Consider the following 16,860-nt stretch of genomic DNA (forward strand, 5'->3'; position numbering starts at 1 on the left):
TAGTGATGGAGGGGCCAATCGCGGGTCAAGCCCGCTCCCACACAGTGCACTGTGGGAGCGGGCTTGACCCGCGATGCGGTTACAGGAACTGCTCGGCGTAATGGCACGCCACCTGCCGCGTCCCCACCTGCCTGAACGCCGGCTCCTCGGCAGCACAACGCTCGGTGGCATACGGGCAACGCTTGTGGAAGGCACAGCCAGGTGGCGGATTCAGTGGGTTGGGCAGCTCGCCGGCGATCTTGATTTTCGGCTTGAGCGGGTCCGGATGAATGGTCGGTGTCGCCGACAGCAGCGCCTGGGTGTAAGGGTGCAGCGGCTTGCTGTAGATATCCTCCTTGGGGCCCATTTCCGCTGGCCGGCCCAGGTACATCACCAGCACCTGATCCGCCACATGGCGCACCACCGCCAGGTTGTGGGAAATGAACACGTAGGCGGTGTTGAACTCCTTCTGCAGGTCCATGAACAGGTTCAGCACCTGGGCCTGGATCGACACGTCGAGGGCCGAAGTCGGTTCATCGGCCACCAGCACTTTCGGTTGCAGCATCATCGCCCGGGCCAGGGCAATACGCTGGCGCTGGCCACCGGAGAACATGTGCGGGTAGCGCTGATAGTGCTCGGGGCGCAGGCCGACCTGTTGCATCATCGCCTGCACCTTCTCGCGGCGTTCGGCCTTGCTCAGGTTGGTGTTGATCAGCAGCGGTTCGCCCAACTGGTCGCCGATCTTCTGCCGCGGGTTGAGCGAGGCGTAAGGGCTCTGGAAGACCATCTGCACGTCCTTGCGCAGTTGCTTGCGCTCGGCCTTGTTGGCCCCGGCGACTTCCTGGCCGGCGATCTTCAGCGAACCGGAAGACGGCTCTTCGATCAGGGTCAGGGCCCGGGCCAGGGTCGACTTGCCACAGCCGGACTCGCCAACCACAGCCAGGGTCTTGCCGGCTTCCAGTTCAAAGGACACACCGTTGAGTGCGCGCACCAGGGCATGGCCCTTGAACAGGCCACGGGAAACCTCGTAGTGACGGGTCAGTTCACGGGCGGTAAGGACGACGGTCATTACGCCACCTCCTGGTTCAGCGGGTAGAAACAACGCACCTGGCTATGGGCCTGGGGGTCGAGGGTTGGCCGTTGCCGGCGGCAGTTGTCCTGCGCGTACGGGCAGCGCGGCGACAGCAGGCAGCCTTCGGGGCGATCGTAGCGCCCGGGGACGATGCCCGGCAGGGTCGCCAGGCGCTCGGCGCCTTGGCTGTGCTCGGGGATCGCCGCTAGCAACGCTTCACTGTAGGGGTGCGCCGGTACGTCGAACAGTTCGGGCACCTGACCCACTTCCACGGCCTGGCCTGCGTACATCACGCACACCCGTTTGGCTGTTTCGGCCACTACGGCAAGGTCATGGGTGATCAGGATCAGGGCCATGTTCTGCTCTTTTTGCAGGTTGAGCAGCAGTTCCATGATCTGCGCCTGGATGGTCACGTCGAGGGCGGTGGTCGGTTCGTCGGCGATCAGCAGCTTGGGCTCGCCGGCAATCGCCATGGCGATCGCCACCCGCTGGCTCATGCCGCCGGAAAGCTGGTGCGGGTAGGCGTCCAGGCGGCTTTCGGCGCCAGGGATTTCAACTTTTTTGAGCAGCTCCAGGGCACGCTGGCGGGCAGCCTTGCCGCGCAGTCCGAGGTGCTGGCGCAGGACTTCCTCGATCTGGAAACCCACGGTGTAGCTGGGGTTGAGAGCGGTCATCGGGTCCTGGAAGACCATGGCCATATCCTTGCCGACCACCTTGCGTCGTTGCCGGCCGCTGAGCTTGAGCATGTTGGTGCCGTCGAAGGTCAGGGCGTCGGCGGTAATACGCCCGGGGGCGTCGATCAGACCCATCAACGCCATCATGGTCACCGACTTGCCGGAGCCCGATTCGCCGACGATGGCCAGGACTTCACCTTCATTGACCGACAGGTCCAGGCCGTCGACCACCGGTACCGCATTGGCGTCGCCAAAGCGCACATTCAGATTCTTGATTTGCAGAAGTGACATGGCGATCTCCTCAGGCGGCATTCTTGAGTTTCGGGTCCAGCGCATCGCGCAGTCCGTCACCCATCAGGTTGATTGCCAGCACGCTGAGCAAAATGGTCAGGCCAGGCAGGCTCACGACCCACCAGGCGCGTTCGATGTAGTCGCGGGCCGAGGCCAGCATGGTGCCCCACTCGGGGGTTGGCGGCTGCACACCAAGGCCGAGGAAGCCCAGGGCGGCAGCGTCGAGGATCGCCGAAGAGAAGCTCAGGGTGGCCTGGACGATCAGCGGCGCCATGCAGTTGGGCAGCACGGTGACGAACATCAGCCGTGGCAGGCCGGCACCGGCCAGGCGTGCGGCGGTGACGTAGTCGCGGTTCAGTTCACCCATGACTGCCGCGCGGGTCAGGCGCACATAGGATGGCAACGAGACGATGGCGATGGCGATCACGGTGTTGATCAGGCCAGGGCCGAGGATGGCGACGATCGCGACCGCCAGCAGCAGCGAGGGCAGGGCCAGCATCACGTCCATCAGGCGCATGATCGACGGCCCGAGGATGCGCGGGAAGAACCCGGCCAACAGACCGAGGAAGATCCCCGGGATCAGCGAGATCACCACCGACGACAGACCGATCAGCAGCGACAGGCGCGAGCCCTGGATCAAGCGCGAGAGCAGGTCGCGACCGAGTTCGTCGGTGCCGAGGATGAACTGCCAGTTGCCGCCTTCGAGCCACACCGGCGGGGTCAGCAGGAAGTCACGGTACTGCTCGCTGGGGTTGTGCGGCGCCACCCAGGGTGCGAACAGCGCGCAGAACACGATCAGGCTCATGAACATCAGCCCGGCGACCGCACCCTTGTTGCGCGAGAAGGCTTGCCAGAACTCCTTGTACGGCGAAGGGTAGAGCAGGCTCTGGTCGACAGCGGTGGCCGGGGTGGTGACAGATTTCGGAAGTGGGGTAGTCATGACGAGGCCCTCAGCGCTGATGACGGATGCGTGGGTTGGCCAGGCCGTAGAGAATGTCCACGACGAAGTTGACCAGGATCACCAGGCAGGCAATCAACAGGATGCCGTTCTGTACCACGGGGTAATCACGGGCGCCGATGGCTTCGATCAGCCACTTGCCGATGCCCGGCCAGGAAAAGATGGTTTCGGTCAGTACCGCACCGGCCAGCAGGGTGCCGACCTGCAGGCCGAACACCGTCAGCACCGGGATCAGCGCGTTGCGCAGGCCGTGCACGAACACCACGCGGGCCGGTGACAGGCCCTTGGCGCGGGCCGTACGGATGTAGTCTTCGCGCAGCACTTCGAGCATGGAGGAGCGGGTCATCCGGGCGATCACTGCCAGCGGAATGGTGCCCAGGACAATGGCCGGCAGAATCAGGTGCATCAGCGCGTCCTTGAAGGCGCCTTCCTCGTCGCTGAGCAAGGTGTCGATGAGCATGAAGCCGGTTTTCGGCTCGATGTCGTAAAGCAGGTCGATGCGCCCGGAAACCGGGGTCCAGCCCAGGCTTACGGAGAAGAACATGATCAGGATCAGGCCCCACCAGAAGATCGGCATCGAGTAGCCAGCCAGCGAGATCCCCATGACCCCGTGATCGAACAGCGAACCGCGCTTGAGCGCGGCGATCACCCCGGCCAGCAGGCCGATCACCCCGGCGAAAAACAGCGCCGCCATGGCCAGCTCGAGGGTCGCCGGGAACAGGGCGAGGAACTCGGTCCAGACACTTTCACGGGTACGCAGCGATTCGCCAAGGTCACCCTGGGCAAGCTTGCTGACGTAGTCCAGGTACTGTTCGGGAAGCGGTTTGTTCAGCCCCAGGCGCTCCATGGCCTGGGCGTGCATTTCCGGGTCGACCCGCCGTTCACCCATCATGACTTCAACCGGATCGCCGGGTATCAGCCGTATGAGCGCAAACGTCAGCAAGGTGATGCCGAAGAAGGTCGGGATCAGCAATCCCAGGCGCCGGGCAATAAAACTAAACATCTTCTGGAGTACCTCATCAGCCGGTCAGGCATGCCCGCCGACACCCGGGTAGGGTGTCGGCGGTCGTTCTTGTTCTACTTCACCTGGGTAGTGGCGAAGTTGTTATTGGTGAGGGGGTTGATGTGGTACCCCTCAACGTTGTCGCGCATGGCGGTGAACATCTTCGGATGCGCCATGCTGATCCACGGTTGATCTTCATCGTACACCGCCAGAGCCTTTACATAGAGCGCTGCGCGCTCATTGGTGTCGGTGACTTCACGGGCCTTGGTGATCAACTGCTGGAAGGTTTGATTGCACCAGCGGGCATAGTTCTCGCCACTTTTCACCGCGTCGCAGCTAAGCAGCGGGCTGAGGAAGTTGTCCGGATCGCCGTTGTCACCGGCCCAGCCTGCGGAGACCATGTCCGCTTCGCCCTTCTTGGCACGGCGCAGCATTTCGGCCCATTCCATCACCCGAATATCGACTTTCAGGCCGATCTTGGCCAGGTCCGCCTGGAGCATTTCGGCACTCAGGCGCGGGTTGGGGTTGGTCGGGCCGCCGCCGTTGCGGGTGAACAGGGTCAGCACCGCGCCCTCCGGCACGCCGGCTTCCTTGAGCAGGGCACGGGCTTTGTCGAGATCGCGAGGCGGGTTCTGATTGTCGGTGTTGTAGCCAATCAGGGTCGGTGGGTAAGGGTTGACCGCGACCAGCGCGTTGCCTTTGCCAAACAATTGGTCGACGTGGGTCTGGCGGTCGAAAGCGATGTTGATGGCTTTGCGCACGCGCACATCGCTCAGGTACTTGTGTTCGGTGTTGAGCGAGATGTAGCCGGTGGTCAGCGCTTCCATCTCGGCCACTTTCAATTTGGGGTCGGCCTTGATGCTGGGGATGTCGTCGGGCTTGGGATACAGCGCCACCTGGCACTCGTTGGCCTTGAGCTTCTGCAGGCGCACGTTGTTGTCATTGGCGATGGCGAAGATCAGGGCATCGGCTGGAGGCTTGCCGCGAAAGTATTCCGGGTTGGCCTTGTAGCGGACCTGAGCGTCTTTGTTGTAGCGCTGGAAGATGAACGGGCCGGTGCCGATCGGCTTGCTGTTGAGCTCGGCGGTCTTGTCGGCCTTGAGTAACTGGTCGCCGTATTCGGCGGAGTAGATCGAGGTGAAGGCCATGGCCAGGTCACGCAGGAAAGGCGCTTCGGGGCGATTGAGGGTGAAGACCACGGTGTGATCGTCGGTCTTCTCGACGCTTTTGAGCAGGTCCTTGAAACCCATGCTCTCGAAATAAGGGAAACCGATGCTGGTCTTGTTGTGCCACGGGTGATTCGGGTCCAGCTGTCGTCGGAAACTCCACAGCACGTCGTCCGCATTCATATCGCGAGTGGGTTTGAAGTAATCCGTGGTGTGGAACTTGACCCCTTCGCGCAGGTGGAAGGTGTAGGTCAGGCCGTCTGCGCTGATGTCCCAGCGTTCGGCCAGGGCTGGCTGGATATCGGTGGTGCCTGGCTTGAAGTCGACCAGGCGGTTGAAGATGGCCTCGGCCGAGGCATCGGCGGTCACGGCAGTGGTGTACTGGACGATATCGAAGCCTTCCGGGCTGGCCTCGGTACATACCACCAGCGGCTTGGCCGAGAGGCCCGCCGCAGTACTCAACAGGACGGCTGCCAGGGCAGCCTGTAGTGGTAACAGTTTCATGAAACCTCCTGCAATCGATTAACCAGAGTAGCCGTCCCGGCCGGTTCGGCGAACCGACCGGGAAACCGCGTTCTAGAGGAAGTTGAAAGGAATGGTGGTGACAATCCGCAGCTCGTCCAGGCTACCGTCGGCCTGGGCCTTGCTGGCCCGGTGGGCGGTATAGGTCGCGCGGATGGTGGTGTCCTTCAGGGTGCCGCTCTGCACCGCGTAGGTGGTGCCGATGCCCCACTCGTAGTGGTTCTCGTCGTCCAGGCCGCGGACGTCGTAACCGGTGCCCTTGTAGTGGGTACCGTCGATGCCCCAGCCACGGGCGTTGTACAGGTTGAACTTGAGCCCCGGCACGCCGTATTGGGCCATGTTCAATACATAGGCAATCTGCATCGACTTCTCGTTCGGGCCGTTGAAGTCCGAGAGCAGGGAGTTGGCCAGGAAGATCGCGTTGGTGTCGTGCAGGTAGTCGAAGTATTCGTTGCCGTTGACCTGCTGGTAGGAGAAGGTCAGGTTGTGAGCCTGGTGGGTCAGGCCGAACGACAGACTGTAGGTGTCGTTATCAATGTCGCCGAGCTTGCTTTTGCCTTCGTCCTTGGTCTTGTAGTAGTTCAGGCCAGTGGTCAGGCTCAGCACCGCGCTGTCGCCCAGCTCATGGCTGGCGCCGAAGTAGTACTGGTTCCACAGGTCTTCGACGTTGGACACGTAGAAGCTGGTCTTCAGGCTCTTCAGTGGCTGGTAGCTGACGCCGGCGATGTTGACGTGATCGGCTTCAAAGGCGCGATCACCATACTCGGCAACGAACTTGCTGGTGCCCTGTTCGGTCCGGGTCGAGAGCCGGTCGAAGGTACCGAAATCAAAGGACAGGTTGTCGAACTCTTCGCTGTGGATGCTCACACCCTCGAAGCTCGACGGTAAGGCACGGTTGCCAATGAACGCCAGTACCGGGGTGTCCATCGACTGGCGGCCGGCGGTCAGGGTGGTGTTGGAAACCCGCGCCTTGACGTTGGCCAGGCCCATCTTGCTCCACTGGCCGATGACGTCGCCATCGCTGTGGGTCAGGGTCCGGTTGTTCGGCCCGGCCACTGCGGCACGGCCGCGCTGCAGGGCAATGGCGTTGTAGGCGGCGACTTCGGTGCTGAAACCAACAGTACCTTCGGTAAAGCCCGAGGTGTAGTTGAGGATAGTGCCCTGGACCCAGTTGTCCCGGCTGTGGGTGTCGTGGCGGGTACCATCGCTCTTGTAGTACTTCCACATCGGCGCGCGGGTGGCGCGTTCGCGGGCGTACCAGTTGCGGGTCGAACCGGACAGGCTCTGCCCTTCGATGAAACCCTTGGCTTCGCTCTGGGCGCTGGTGGATTTGACGCTGACCGGGACGAAGTCCTGGCTGGCGGGTTCGGCCTGGGCCACGGCTGACAGGCCACTGAGGGACAATGCCAGTACTGCGGTTTTGGTTCGTTTCAAGGTAAAGCTCCCTTTTCTTTTCTTTTTTTAGTGATCGCCTGGCTTTTTGAGCTGGGCGTCTTGCCGGATGGAACAAGGGTTGCAAACGTTTGCTGTAGGGCAATCGAGCATCTTCAGGCTGAGTTCTCCTGCGAGGGCGATGCGCACCCCCGAGGGAGAAGTCGGTTTTTATTCGGTACTGACGCCTGAAAAGTTGTTGCGCCCGAAAGGACTTACCTTGAAATCCACGACCTTGGCACTGAGCGGCTGGTTGACCGTCGAGTGGGCGATCGGGGTGATGGGCAACTGTTGCTTGAGGCGCTGCTGCGCCTGTTTGTAGAGCACGGTGCGTTGCTCGCGGTCGGTGATGGTCTTGGCTTTCTTGACCAGGGCGTCGTACTGCGGGTCGCACCACATGGAGTAGTTGTTGCTGCCAATCGCGTCGCAGCTGTACAGGGTGCCCAGCCAGTTGTCCGGGTCACCGTTGTCGCCGGTCCAGCCGATCAGCGAGATGTCGTGTTCACCGTCCTTGGTGCGCTTGAGGTATTCGCCCCATTCGTAGCTGACGATCTTCACTTTCAGACCGACCTTGCCCCAGTCGGCCTGGAGCATTTCGGCCATCAGCTTGGCATTGGGGTTGTACGGGCGTTGGACAGGCATGGCCCAGAGGGTGATTTCAGTGCCTTCCTTGACCCCGGCGGCCTTGAGCAATTCGCGGGCCTTGTCCGGGTTGTAATCGGCATCCTTGATGCTGTCGTCGTAGGACCACTGGGTCGGCGGCATGCTGCCCACCGCCAGCTGCCCAGCCTCCTGGTACACCGCTTTGACGATGGCCGATTTGTTGATCGCCATGTCCATGGCCTGGCGCACCTCGAGCTGGTCGAAGGGTTTGTGCCGCACGTTGTAGGCGATGTAGCCGAGGTTGAAACCGGGCTTTTCGATGACCTGCAGCTTCGGGTCGCTCTTCAGGGCGTTGAGATCGGCGGGGCGCGGGTGCAGGGTGACCTGGCATTCATTCTTGCGCAGCTTCTGGATGCGCACCGACGGGTCGGTGTTGATCGAGAAGATCAACTGGTCGATCTTCACCTGGCTCGGGTCCCAGTAGTCCTTGTTGCCGCGGTAGCGGATCTGCGAGTCCTTCTGGTAACGCTGGAACACGAACGGGCCGGTGCCGATCGGCTTCTGGTTGATGTCGCTGGGGCGCCCCGACGTCATCAACTGCTCGGCATATTCGGCCGAGAGTACAGAGGCAAAGTTCATCGCCAGGTTTTGCACAAAAGCGGCATCGACGCTGTTGAGGGTAAAGACCACGGTCATCGGGTCGGTCGTCTCGATCCGCGCGATGTTCTTGTCCAGGCTCATGCTGACGAAGTAGGGAAACTCGGTGGGGTAGGCCTTGCGGAACGGGTGGTTGCGGTCGAGCATCCGGTTGAAGGTGAACAGCACGTCGTCGGCGTTGAAGTCGCGGCTGGGAGTGAAAGCCTTGTTGCTGTGGAACTTGACCCCTTCGCGCAGGTGGAAGGTGTAGGTCAGGCCGTCGTCGGAAACCTCCCAGCTTTTCGCCAGGGCTGGCTTCACGGCCGTCGCCCCTCGTTCGAATTCCACCAGGCGGTTGTAGATCGGTTCGGCGGCGTCGTTGTCGGTGGCGCTGGTGTACTGCGCCGTGTCAAAACCGCCCGGGCTGCCTTCGGAGCAGAACACCAGGTTGTTGGCCAGGCTGGTAGGGGCCTGGGCGAGCAGGCCAAGGCCCAGCAATGCCGCATAAATCGGAGTGTGGCGCATGACAATCCCTTCTCTCTTGTTGTTTTTCACGTGGTCCATGGCGCACAGCTGTACGAATCGCGCCGACTACGCTGCACCCTTGACGGTAGGTCCATCAGGGCGTTGCAGATAGGTGCGATTGCGCAGAGGTGTGTAGGAGGTATCCGATAGAGCGGGCGACGTTTCCTTGTCGATGCGCTAGCGGTTGACCTGCCAGGCCATCAGGTTGCGGCCCCGGGTGCCGTGTGGCGTCGCGGGGCCGATCCGTTTGGCTGCTACTTGGTCACGCTGACCCCATAGAAGGAGTTCAAGCCAAAGGGGCTGATCTTGAAGTCCTGTACGGTTGAACGCATAGGTTGATACACCGTCGAGTGAGCGATGGGTGTCATCGGAACCTGTTCTTTGAGGATGTGTTGCGCTTGCTTGTACAACTCGGTGCGCTTGGCCTGGTCGGAGGTGGCCTTGGCTTGCTTGACCAGGTCGTCGTACGGCTTGTAGCACCATTTGGAGAAGTTGTTGCCTTCCAGGGCATCACAACCGAACAGGGTGCCCAGCCAGTTGTCCGGGTCACCGTTATCGCCGCTCCAGCCAATCAGCATGGCGCCGTTTTCGCCGCCTTTGGAGCGCTTGATGTACTCACCCCACTCGTAGCTGACAATCTTGGCCTTGATGCCGACCTTGGCCCAGTCCGACTGCAGCATCTCGGCCATCAGCTTGGCATTGGGGTTGTACGGACGTTGCACCGGCATGGCCCAGAGGTTGATCTCGGTGCCTTCCTTGATGCCGGCTTCCTTGAGCAGTTGCCTGGCTTTTTCCGGATCGTACTTGGCGTCCTTGATGGTGGTGTCATAGGACCACTGGGTCGGCGGCATGGCGTTGACCGCCAGCTGGCCGGCGCCCTGGTACACCGAGTCGATGATCTGCTGCTTGTTCACCGCCATGTCCAGCGCTTCGCGGACCTTGAGCTGGGCCATCGGGTTGGGCTGGTTGCTGCCCTTGATCTTGTCCATCACGTTGTAGGCGATGTAGCCGAGGTTGAAGCCGGCCTGGTCAGGCATCTTCAGGTTGGGGTCGTTCTTCAGCGGCTCGATATCGGCCGGGCGCGGGAACAGGGTGACCTGGCACTCGTTCTTCTTGAGCTTCTGCATGCGCACCGAGGCATCGGTGGTGATGGCGAAGATCAGGTTGTCGATCTTCACATCGTCAGGCTTCCAGTAGTCCTTGTTGCCCTTGAAGCGGATCTGCGCGTCTTTCTGGTACTTGCTGAACACGAACGGGCCGGTGCCGATCGGTTTCTGGTTGATGTCGGCGGGCTTGCCCTGCTTGAGCAACTGGTCGGCGTATTCGGCGGACTGGATCGAGGCGAAGCTCATGGCCAGGTTCTGGATGAAGGCGGCGTCGACGCCATTGAGGGTGAACTTGACCGTGTGATCGTCGAGCTTTTCGACCTTGGCGATGTTCTTGTCCATGCCCATGTCGGTGAAGTACGGGAACTCGGTGGGGTATGCCTTGCGGAACGGCATGTCCTTGTCGAGCATCCGATTGAAGGTGAACAACACGTCGTCGGCGTTGAATTCGCGGGTCGGCTTGAAGAAATCGGTGGTATGGAACTTGACCCCTTCACGCAGGTGGAAGGTATAGGTCAGGCCATCCTCGGAAATGTCCCAGCGAGTTGCCAGGCCCGGGATGACCGCAGTGCCGCCACGCTCGAACTGGCTCAGACGGTTGAAGACTGTCTCGGCTGAGGCATCGAAGTCGGTTCCGGTGGTGTATTGGCCAGGGTCGAAGCCCGCAGGGCTGCCTTCGGAGCAAAACACCAGGTTAGTCGCCGCAAGGGCAGAGGGGGCGCCGGCAAGCAAGCCTGCGCCGACCAGAAACGGAATGACCGCGTGTTTGAGCATGGTGGCCTCATTGTTGTCATTTTTGATTTGAGGGGGCCTTGTGAGCCGACCTGCGGATACTTATGCAGGCCCCATACCCAATGCAACACTCAAAGGGATGTGTGACGGAAAACAGTGGGACGAACGTACAAGAATGTCGCATCCGTATAATTTTTTATGGAGTTGATCGTTTGCGAGGGGGTGTTTCAGTGTATTTCGAAGACGTTGTCTCTATATCGAGTCAGTCTTTGCACTAAATTGGGGCGTGAGGTGCTACGAGTAACAGGGTTCGCGGCAGCCGAAGCTGCCGCGAAACAGCAGAAAAGTAACGTTGTTTAAGGCATCTGGACTTCGATGGTGCCGTCGGCGCTGAGGGTCACCTGGCTGGTGCCCGCCTCGATTTCTGGAACGGCAGCAGCGTCTTCGGCCATGCCGGCTTTCATCATCATCGGCGCGCTACGGGCATAAGGATGCGGGTAGCCGCTGCTGTTGAGGTTGAGGTTGACCACTTTGTAGCCTTTGCCGCCCAGCGCTTCGGTGGCCAGTTGGGCGCGGGCCTTGAAGGCGCTGACGGCATCCTTGAGCAACTCGTCTTCGCTGGTCTTGCGCGTGGCCGGGGCGATGGAGAAGTCCATGCCGCCCATTTTCAGGTCCTGCAACAGGGTACCGGTGAGTTGCGACAGGGCCGGGAAGTTGGCGCTTTCCAGGCGCAGTTCGGCGCGCTCACGCCAGCCGGTGATCCTCTGGCCCTTGTTGTCGTAGATCGGATAGCTGTTGCGGCTGCCCTGGCTGATCTTCACGTCCTTGACTTCGCGGGCCTGTTTCACCGCCTTGTTCATGGTTTCGGTGATTTGCGTGGCAAGCTTGCCCGGGTCGGTATTCTGCGCTTCGCTGTACAGGGTCACGACCATCAGGTCGCGGGCCACTTCCTTGCTGACTTCGGCGCGCAGCGAAATCTGGTTGTAGCGAGGGGCTTCTTCAGCCAGGGCCGGAAGGCTGGCAAGCAAGCTGGTGGCCATGACCAGGGCGGCGCTGCTGCGGGTGATAAACATGTATGACTCCTTGAAATTGAGGCGCGAACACTGAACAGAAGCAGTGTGCGCAGGCCCATAAGACTGGCAACAGTGTAGTGAGGTTCAAAATGGCCATCATTGTTGTGTAAAAAAGTGTGGCGCTTTGCCGCATCACTGCAGACCAGGCCACAGCTTCGGTATACTCGCGACGATTCGCCTGGAGCACTCATCAGGAGAGCTCATGCTCGCCCCCGTACAAATGTTGTCTGCAACCCGTCAGAACCTCTGGCGCCTGACCTTCATCCGCATCCTGGTGCTTGCCGCCCAGGCCGGCTCGGTCGGTGTCGCCTACTGGACCGAACTGCTGCCGCTGCCGTGGCTGTCGCTGGTCATCACCCTTGGCCTGTCGATGCTGCTGTGCGCCTTCACGGCCTTGCGCTTGCGTCTTACGCTGCCGGTCACCGAGCTGGAGTATGCCTTCCAGCTGGCCTGTGACCTGCTGATCCACAGTGCCTTGCTGTATTACTCGGGGGGGTCGACCAACCCCTTCGTGTCCTACTATCTGGTGCCACTGGCCATCGCCGCGGTGACCTTGCCCTGGGTCTATTCGCTGATCCTTTCCGGTATCGCCCTGGCGGCCTACAGCCTGCTGCTGGTGCAGTTCTACCCGCTGGAAACCTTCCCCATGGCCCGGGAGAAGATGCAGGTCTACGGCATGTGGCTGAGTATCGCCCTGGCCGCCGCGGTGATTACCTTCTTCGCCGCGAAGATGGCCGAAGAGCTGCGCCGCCAGGAACAACTGCGCGCCGAGCGCCGGGAGGAGGGGCTGCGTGACCAGCAACTGCTGGCCGTGGCTACCCAGGCGGCGGGCGCCGCCCATGAACTGGGCACGCCTTTGGCGACCATGAGCGTGTTGATCAAGGAAATGCGCCAGGACCACAGCGACCCGCTGCTGCAGGAAGACCTGGCGGTGCTGCAGGATCAGGTCAAACTGTGCAAGGAAACCCTGCAGAATCTGGTGCGCGCCGCCGAAGCCAACCGGCGCCTGGCCGTCGAGAACCAGGAAGTGACCTTCTGGCTCGACGAGGCGCTCAACCGCTGGCACCTGATGCGCCCGGAAGCCAGTTACCGCTTCCAGCGCCTGGGCCAGGGTAGCGTGCCACGCCTGGCGCCGCCGCCGGACCTGACCCAGGCCCTGCTCAACCTGTTGAACAACGCCGCCGATGCCTGCCCGGATGATCTGGAAGTACGCCTGGATTGGGATGCCCAGGACATGGTGATCAGCATCCGTGACCATGGCCCCGGCGTGCCGGCGGCGATTGCCGAATCGATCGGCAAACCCTTCTTTACCACCAAGGGCAAAGGCTTCGGCCTGGGCCTGTTCTTGAGCAAGGCCAGCGTGACCCGTGCTGGCGGCTCGGTAAAACTCTATAGTCATGAAGAAGGCGGTACGCTCACCGAGCTGCGCCTGCCGCGTGACGCGCGAGGAGATGTGTGATGAGTGATGAAATCCAGGTTGAAGGCGAAGAGCTGCCGCACCTGTTGCTGGTTGACGACGACGCCACCTTTACCCGGGTGATGGCCCGGGCGATGAGTCGCCGCGGCTTTCGCGTGAGCACCGCAGGTTCTGCCGAGGAGGGCCTGAAAATCGCCCAGGACGACGTGCCGGACTACGCCACGCTGGACTTGAAGATGGACGGCGATTCCGGTTTGGTACTGCTGCCCAAGCTGCTGGAGCTGGACCCGGAAATGCGCGTGGTGATCCTCACCGGTTACTCGAGCATCGCCACGGCGGTTGAAGCGATCAAGCGCGGTGCCTGCAACTACCTGTGCAAGCCGGCCGATGCTGACGATGTGCTGGCCGCATTGCTCTCCGAGCATGCCGACCTCGACAGCCTGGTGCCGGAAAACCCGATGTCGGTCGACCGCCTGCAGTGGGAGCACATCCAGCGCGTGCTGACCGAGCATGAAGGCAATATCTCCGCTACGGCCCGGGCCCTGGGCATGCACCGGCGGACCTTGCAGCGCAAACTGCAGAAGCGCCCGGTGCGGCGCTGAGCGCAAATCGCGGGGCAAGCCCGCTCCTACAGGTCCTGCGCCAACCCCGGGAGCAGCGCCTTATCTGTGGGAGCGGGCTTGCCCCGCGATGAATCTACTTGCCGCCGAGGATCGTTCGATCCACCCTCACTGCCAACTGCCCGGCCCCGGGCGCGGCGTCAAACACCACCTTGCCCGTCTCGGCCAGCTTGGCCCGGCCGATCACTACGCCATCGCGCAGCAGTTCCAGGGGGACATCCTTGAGTGACTGGCCCGACGCCAGCTCAATGTTCAGGGTAATGCTCATGAGTGATTTCCTTATCACGGGTGTTGATCGATGTAGGTCGTGGTGCTCGCATCCAGCGAGGCGATCAGTTCCGGCGAGCCACCGCGGAACTGGCGAAACAGGTTGCGCGAAACTGACTTGCCGGAGGTGTCCACCGGCACCGTCAAGGTCGGCTGGAAGCGCTCGGTCAGTTCGGCATAGTCGCTCCACGGGCCGATGTACGATTCATTCAGGCCGTTGACCACACTGACCGCATACCGCACGGCATGGCCGGGCAGCCAGTTCGGCTGGCTCGGTACCTGGGTCTGCCAGCCGTCGGCGCGCACGCTCGGTGCACCGGCAGGGGCCTGGAGGTAGCCGGCGGGTGTGTTCGGGGTGTAGTCCTTGAGCAGCAGGTAGGTGCTCCAGCCCCACCAGTTGTCGATCTGCGCCGGGTCATTGAGGTTGTTGACGTCGGCGCGGCGCATCAGTTTGCCGTTGCGCAGGGCGAACAGCGGCGCGAAGTTGCCCGGCACTTGCCCCTCTACCGCGGCCTGCAGGTCGGCGGCGATGCGCAGGGCGCCATAGGCTGTCGGCGCGGGCAGATTACCGCTGTCGAACGCCTGGAAGATCTCATCGGCAGACTTCTGCACCGCCAGGCCCACTTGCTTGCGGTTGGCCACATCGATGCTGTCGAAGTAGCGCTTGTCGCCATAGCCACGCCAGGTATCGCCCTGGGCGTTGCGCAGCACCAGGCCGTACTTGCTGTCTTCATCGTGCATGAAGCGCGAGATCAGCGAGCCGAGGTCGGCCGGGGTGACGTTGTCCTTGATGGCCTTGCGCGGCACCCGCACATGGCCGGCCGAGAACAGGTCGGTGAGGAAGTGGTCAGCGAAGGCGTTCATCGCGTAGGCCAGTTCCAGCTGCCCGTCATCGCCGCTGGCCCGTGCTTTCACGGCCTGGCGCAGAGCGGCGGTGTGGCCGGCGATATAGGCCAGCAGCGCCCATTCGCCAAAGTGGTCCCAGTTGCTCGCAGCCAGTTTCAGGTAGCGGCCAAGTGGGAACATCGGCGAGACGAAGCTGCCACCTCCGGTGATCTTGTTCCATTCTTCCGAGAGGGTGTCGCCCAACTGATCGTAGGCTTCGTGGGGCTGGCGACCGTCTTTGATCGCCTGGTTGGCCGCGGCGATTTCCCGTTGCATGACCGCCAGGATCTTGCCGGCTTCTTCCCGGGAGGCGGGAAGCACGGCCAGCGAATCAAAGGCGGCGGCAAAGCGCTGGACGCGTTCTTCAGCATTGGCGCCATCGGCAATCGGCCGCTCGGGAACACCATAGAAGTCGCCGCCCAGGGCAACGATCTGGCCATAGCTGAGGGTCAGGCCGTTGGGCAGGTGCAGGGCGACTTTCCAGGCGGGGATCGGCGCGCTGTCCTGGCTGAAGCGCAGCAGGGTGTTGTCGCCGATGGCGGTGTGTTCACCACCTTCGAAGCGCAGCACCGGCTTGCCGCTGGTTGGCGGTTTGGCGGGCAGGCCAAGGCGGTGGTATTTGATCGTGTGGTGACCATCGAGCACCAGCACGATACGGGTATCGGGGCCGGGGATCTTGATACCGTCGACACTGAACAGGGCATCGAGGTCGGCGACCACGGTGGTGGCGAGCGCCTTTTGGGCGTGCAGTCCGGTTTGCATACCTGACATATTCAACTCCTTTGAGATGTCATGGATTTCCGTAAACAACTGTATTTATGTACAGTTGTTTGGATCATATCCAATCTGTCTCCTACGTCAACAATTCTTTTTTCTTACGTCAGAATGCGATTCATCAACTTGCGGCTGACGTATCATTAGCCCCCTAACGACAGCCATCGGGACCACCCTGCATGCTCGCCCTTTTTATCCAGACGCTGAACATCACGGCGCCGGTGTTCGCCATGCTGTTCATGGGCGTGCTGCTCAAGCGCATCAAGGCCATCAACGACGGCTTCATCCACACCGCGTCGTCGCTGGTGTTCAACGTCTGTATGCCGGCGCTGCTGTTTCTCGGGATTTATCACGCTGACCTGACGGCGGCGGTCAAACCCGGGTTGCTGGTGTTTTTCGTGGTCGCCACGCTGGGCAGTTTTGCCCTGGCCTGGGGCTTTGCCCTGTGGCGCTGCCCGCGCGAGGATCGCGGCATCTACACCCAGGGCGGCTTTCGCGGCAATAACGGGGTCATTGGCCTGGCCCTGGCGGCGAGTATGTATGGCGATTACGGCATCTCGCTGGGGGCAATCCTCGCCGGCCTGGTGATTCTGTTGTACAACTCGCTGTCATCGGTGGTGCTGGCGGTGTACAGCCCGAGCATGAAGTCCGACCCCTGGAGCATCTTCAAGAGTATCCTGCGCAACCCGCTGATCATCAGCGTGTTGCTGGCTACGCCCATGGCCTACGGGCAAGTGCCGCTGCCAAACTGGTTGCTGACCTCCGGCGATTACCTGGCGCAGATGACCCTGCCGCTGGCGTTGATCTGCATCGGCGGTACCCTGTCGCTGGCTTCCTTGCGTGAAAGCGGCGGCCTGGCGGTCAGCGCCAGCCTGGTGAAGATGATCTGGCTGCCGGTGATCGGTACCCTGGCTGCCTGGCTTTGCGGCTTTCGCGGGGCGGAACTGGGCATCCTGTTCCTGTACATCGGTAGCCCGACCGCCGCCGCCAGTTATGTCATGGCCCGGGCGGCCAACGGTAACCATGAACTGGCCGCCTCGATCATCGTGATTACCACGCTGATGGCCGCCATAACCACGAATATCGGCATTTTCCTCTTGCAGTGGGGCGGCTGGATCTAGATTCT

Annotated in this window: 14 protein-coding genes; 3 read left to right on the plus strand and 11 right to left on the minus strand. The window is 61.7% G+C overall.

What is annotated here, in order from left to right; translation table 11 throughout:
• Positions 1–79 precede the first annotated feature (79 nt).
• The 9 genes from KHO53_RS15205 to KHO53_RS15245 all read right to left on the minus strand — a co-directional run bounded on the left by KHO53_RS15205 (position 80) and on the right by KHO53_RS15245 (position 11,771).
• Entirely contained in the window at positions 80–1,048 is a 969-nt protein-coding gene (locus KHO53_RS15205; RefSeq protein WP_036993936.1) for a peptide ABC transporter ATP-binding protein, read from the minus strand.
• A complete protein-coding gene (locus KHO53_RS15210) occupies positions 1,048–2,016 on the minus strand; it encodes an ABC transporter ATP-binding protein (RefSeq protein ID WP_010223425.1) in 969 nt (322 codons plus the stop codon). The genes KHO53_RS15205 and KHO53_RS15210 overlap by 1 nt, the downstream gene beginning before the upstream one ends.
• Before the next feature lie 10 nt (positions 2,017–2,026).
• The gene (locus KHO53_RS15215; RefSeq protein ID WP_036993939.1) at positions 2,027–2,956 is read right to left on the minus strand and encodes an ABC transporter permease subunit; all 930 of its coding nucleotides are present in this window, start codon (positions 2,954–2,956) and stop codon (positions 2,027–2,029) included.
• Positions 2,957–2,966: 10 nt separating this feature from the next.
• Complete coding sequence (locus KHO53_RS15220; RefSeq protein ID WP_036993941.1) at positions 2,967–3,977, minus strand: ABC transporter permease subunit; 1,011 nt, start codon at positions 3,975–3,977, stop codon at positions 2,967–2,969.
• Between the two features lie 74 nt (positions 3,978–4,051).
• Entirely contained in the window at positions 4,052–5,647 is a 1,596-nt protein-coding gene (locus KHO53_RS15225; RefSeq protein ID WP_036993943.1) for an ABC transporter substrate-binding protein, read from the minus strand.
• Positions 5,648–5,719: 72 nt separating this feature from the next.
• Positions 5,720–7,099, minus strand: a complete 1,380-nt coding sequence (locus KHO53_RS15230; protein ID WP_010223420.1) for an OprD family porin — start codon at positions 7,097–7,099, stop codon at positions 5,720–5,722.
• A gap of 168 nt (positions 7,100–7,267) precedes the next feature.
• Positions 7,268–8,860 carry an ABC transporter substrate-binding protein gene (locus KHO53_RS15235; protein ID WP_010223419.1) on the minus strand — a complete coding sequence of 531 codons (1,593 nt, stop codon included), beginning with the start codon at positions 8,858–8,860 and terminating at the stop codon, positions 7,268–7,270.
• 254 nt (positions 8,861–9,114) lie between these two features.
• Entirely contained in the window at positions 9,115–10,740 is a 1,626-nt protein-coding gene (locus KHO53_RS15240) for an ABC transporter substrate-binding protein (RefSeq protein WP_010223418.1), read from the minus strand.
• Positions 10,741–11,054: 314 nt separating this feature from the next.
• Entirely contained in the window at positions 11,055–11,771 is a 717-nt protein-coding gene (locus KHO53_RS15245; protein ID WP_213570472.1) for an SIMPL domain-containing protein, read from the minus strand.
• A gap of 202 nt (positions 11,772–11,973) precedes the next feature.
• Here KHO53_RS15245 and KHO53_RS15250 point away from each other — a divergent pair, with 202 nt between their 5' ends.
• A complete protein-coding gene (locus KHO53_RS15250) occupies positions 11,974–13,230 on the plus strand; it encodes an ATP-binding protein (RefSeq protein WP_010223416.1) in 1,257 nt (418 codons plus the stop codon).
• Positions 13,230–13,790, plus strand: a complete 561-nt coding sequence (locus KHO53_RS15255; protein ID WP_010223415.1) for a response regulator transcription factor — start codon at positions 13,230–13,232, stop codon at positions 13,788–13,790. Before KHO53_RS15250 ends, KHO53_RS15255 begins: the two co-directional genes overlap by 1 nt.
• Positions 13,791–13,884: 94 nt before the next feature.
• On the opposite strand, the gene KHO53_RS15260 is transcribed toward KHO53_RS15255, so the two are convergent.
• Entirely contained in the window at positions 13,885–14,076 is a 192-nt protein-coding gene (locus KHO53_RS15260) for a hypothetical protein (protein ID WP_036993946.1), read from the minus strand.
• Positions 14,077–14,090: 14 nt separating this feature from the next.
• Positions 14,091–15,731 carry a hypothetical protein gene (locus KHO53_RS15265; RefSeq protein WP_010223413.1) on the minus strand — a complete coding sequence of 547 codons (1,641 nt, stop codon included), beginning with the start codon at positions 15,729–15,731 and terminating at the stop codon, positions 14,091–14,093.
• Positions 15,732–15,913: 182 nt separating this feature from the next.
• Between KHO53_RS15265 and KHO53_RS15270 the strand changes: the two genes are divergently transcribed.
• Entirely contained in the window at positions 15,914–16,855 is a 942-nt protein-coding gene (locus KHO53_RS15270; protein ID WP_036993947.1) for an AEC family transporter, read from the plus strand.
• Positions 16,856–16,860: the final 5 nt, after the last annotated feature.

The organism is Pseudomonas sp. RC2C2 (assembly GCF_018390435.1).
Lineage (GTDB): Bacteria > Pseudomonadota > Gammaproteobacteria > Pseudomonadales > Pseudomonadaceae > Aquipseudomonas > Aquipseudomonas donghuensis.

Coding starts and splice junctions, on each gene's coding strand:
- KHO53_RS15255 (WP_010223415.1), top strand. CDS start 13,230: ATGAGTGATGAAATCCAGGTTGAAGGCGAAGAGCTGCCGCACCTGTTG.
- KHO53_RS15250 (WP_010223416.1), top strand. CDS start 11,974: ATGCTCGCCCCCGTACAAATGTTGTCTGCAACCCGTCAGAACCTCTGG.
- KHO53_RS15225 (WP_036993943.1), bottom strand. CDS start 5,647: ATGAAACTGTTACCACTACAGGCTGCCCTGGCAGCCGTCCTGTTGAGT.
- KHO53_RS15240 (WP_010223418.1), bottom strand. CDS start 10,740: ATGCTCAAACACGCGGTCATTCCGTTTCTGGTCGGCGCAGGCTTGCTT.
- KHO53_RS15260 (WP_036993946.1), bottom strand. CDS start 14,076: ATGAGCATTACCCTGAACATTGAGCTGGCGTCGGGCCAGTCACTCAAG.
- KHO53_RS15220 (WP_036993941.1), bottom strand. CDS start 3,977: ATGTTTAGTTTTATTGCCCGGCGCCTGGGATTGCTGATCCCGACCTTC.
- KHO53_RS15215 (WP_036993939.1), bottom strand. CDS start 2,956: ATGACTACCCCACTTCCGAAATCTGTCACCACCCCGGCCACCGCTGTC.
- KHO53_RS15245 (WP_213570472.1), bottom strand. CDS start 11,771: ATGTTTATCACCCGCAGCAGCGCCGCCCTGGTCATGGCCACCAGCTTG.
- KHO53_RS15235 (WP_010223419.1), bottom strand. CDS start 8,860: ATGCGCCACACTCCGATTTATGCGGCATTGCTGGGCCTTGGCCTGCTC.
- KHO53_RS15270 (WP_036993947.1), top strand. CDS start 15,914: ATGCTCGCCCTTTTTATCCAGACGCTGAACATCACGGCGCCGGTGTTC.
- KHO53_RS15210 (WP_010223425.1), bottom strand. CDS start 2,016: ATGTCACTTCTGCAAATCAAGAATCTGAATGTGCGCTTTGGCGACGCC.
- KHO53_RS15265 (WP_010223413.1), bottom strand. CDS start 15,731: ATGTCAGGTATGCAAACCGGACTGCACGCCCAAAAGGCGCTCGCCACC.
- KHO53_RS15205 (WP_036993936.1), bottom strand. CDS start 1,048: ATGACCGTCGTCCTTACCGCCCGTGAACTGACCCGTCACTACGAGGTT.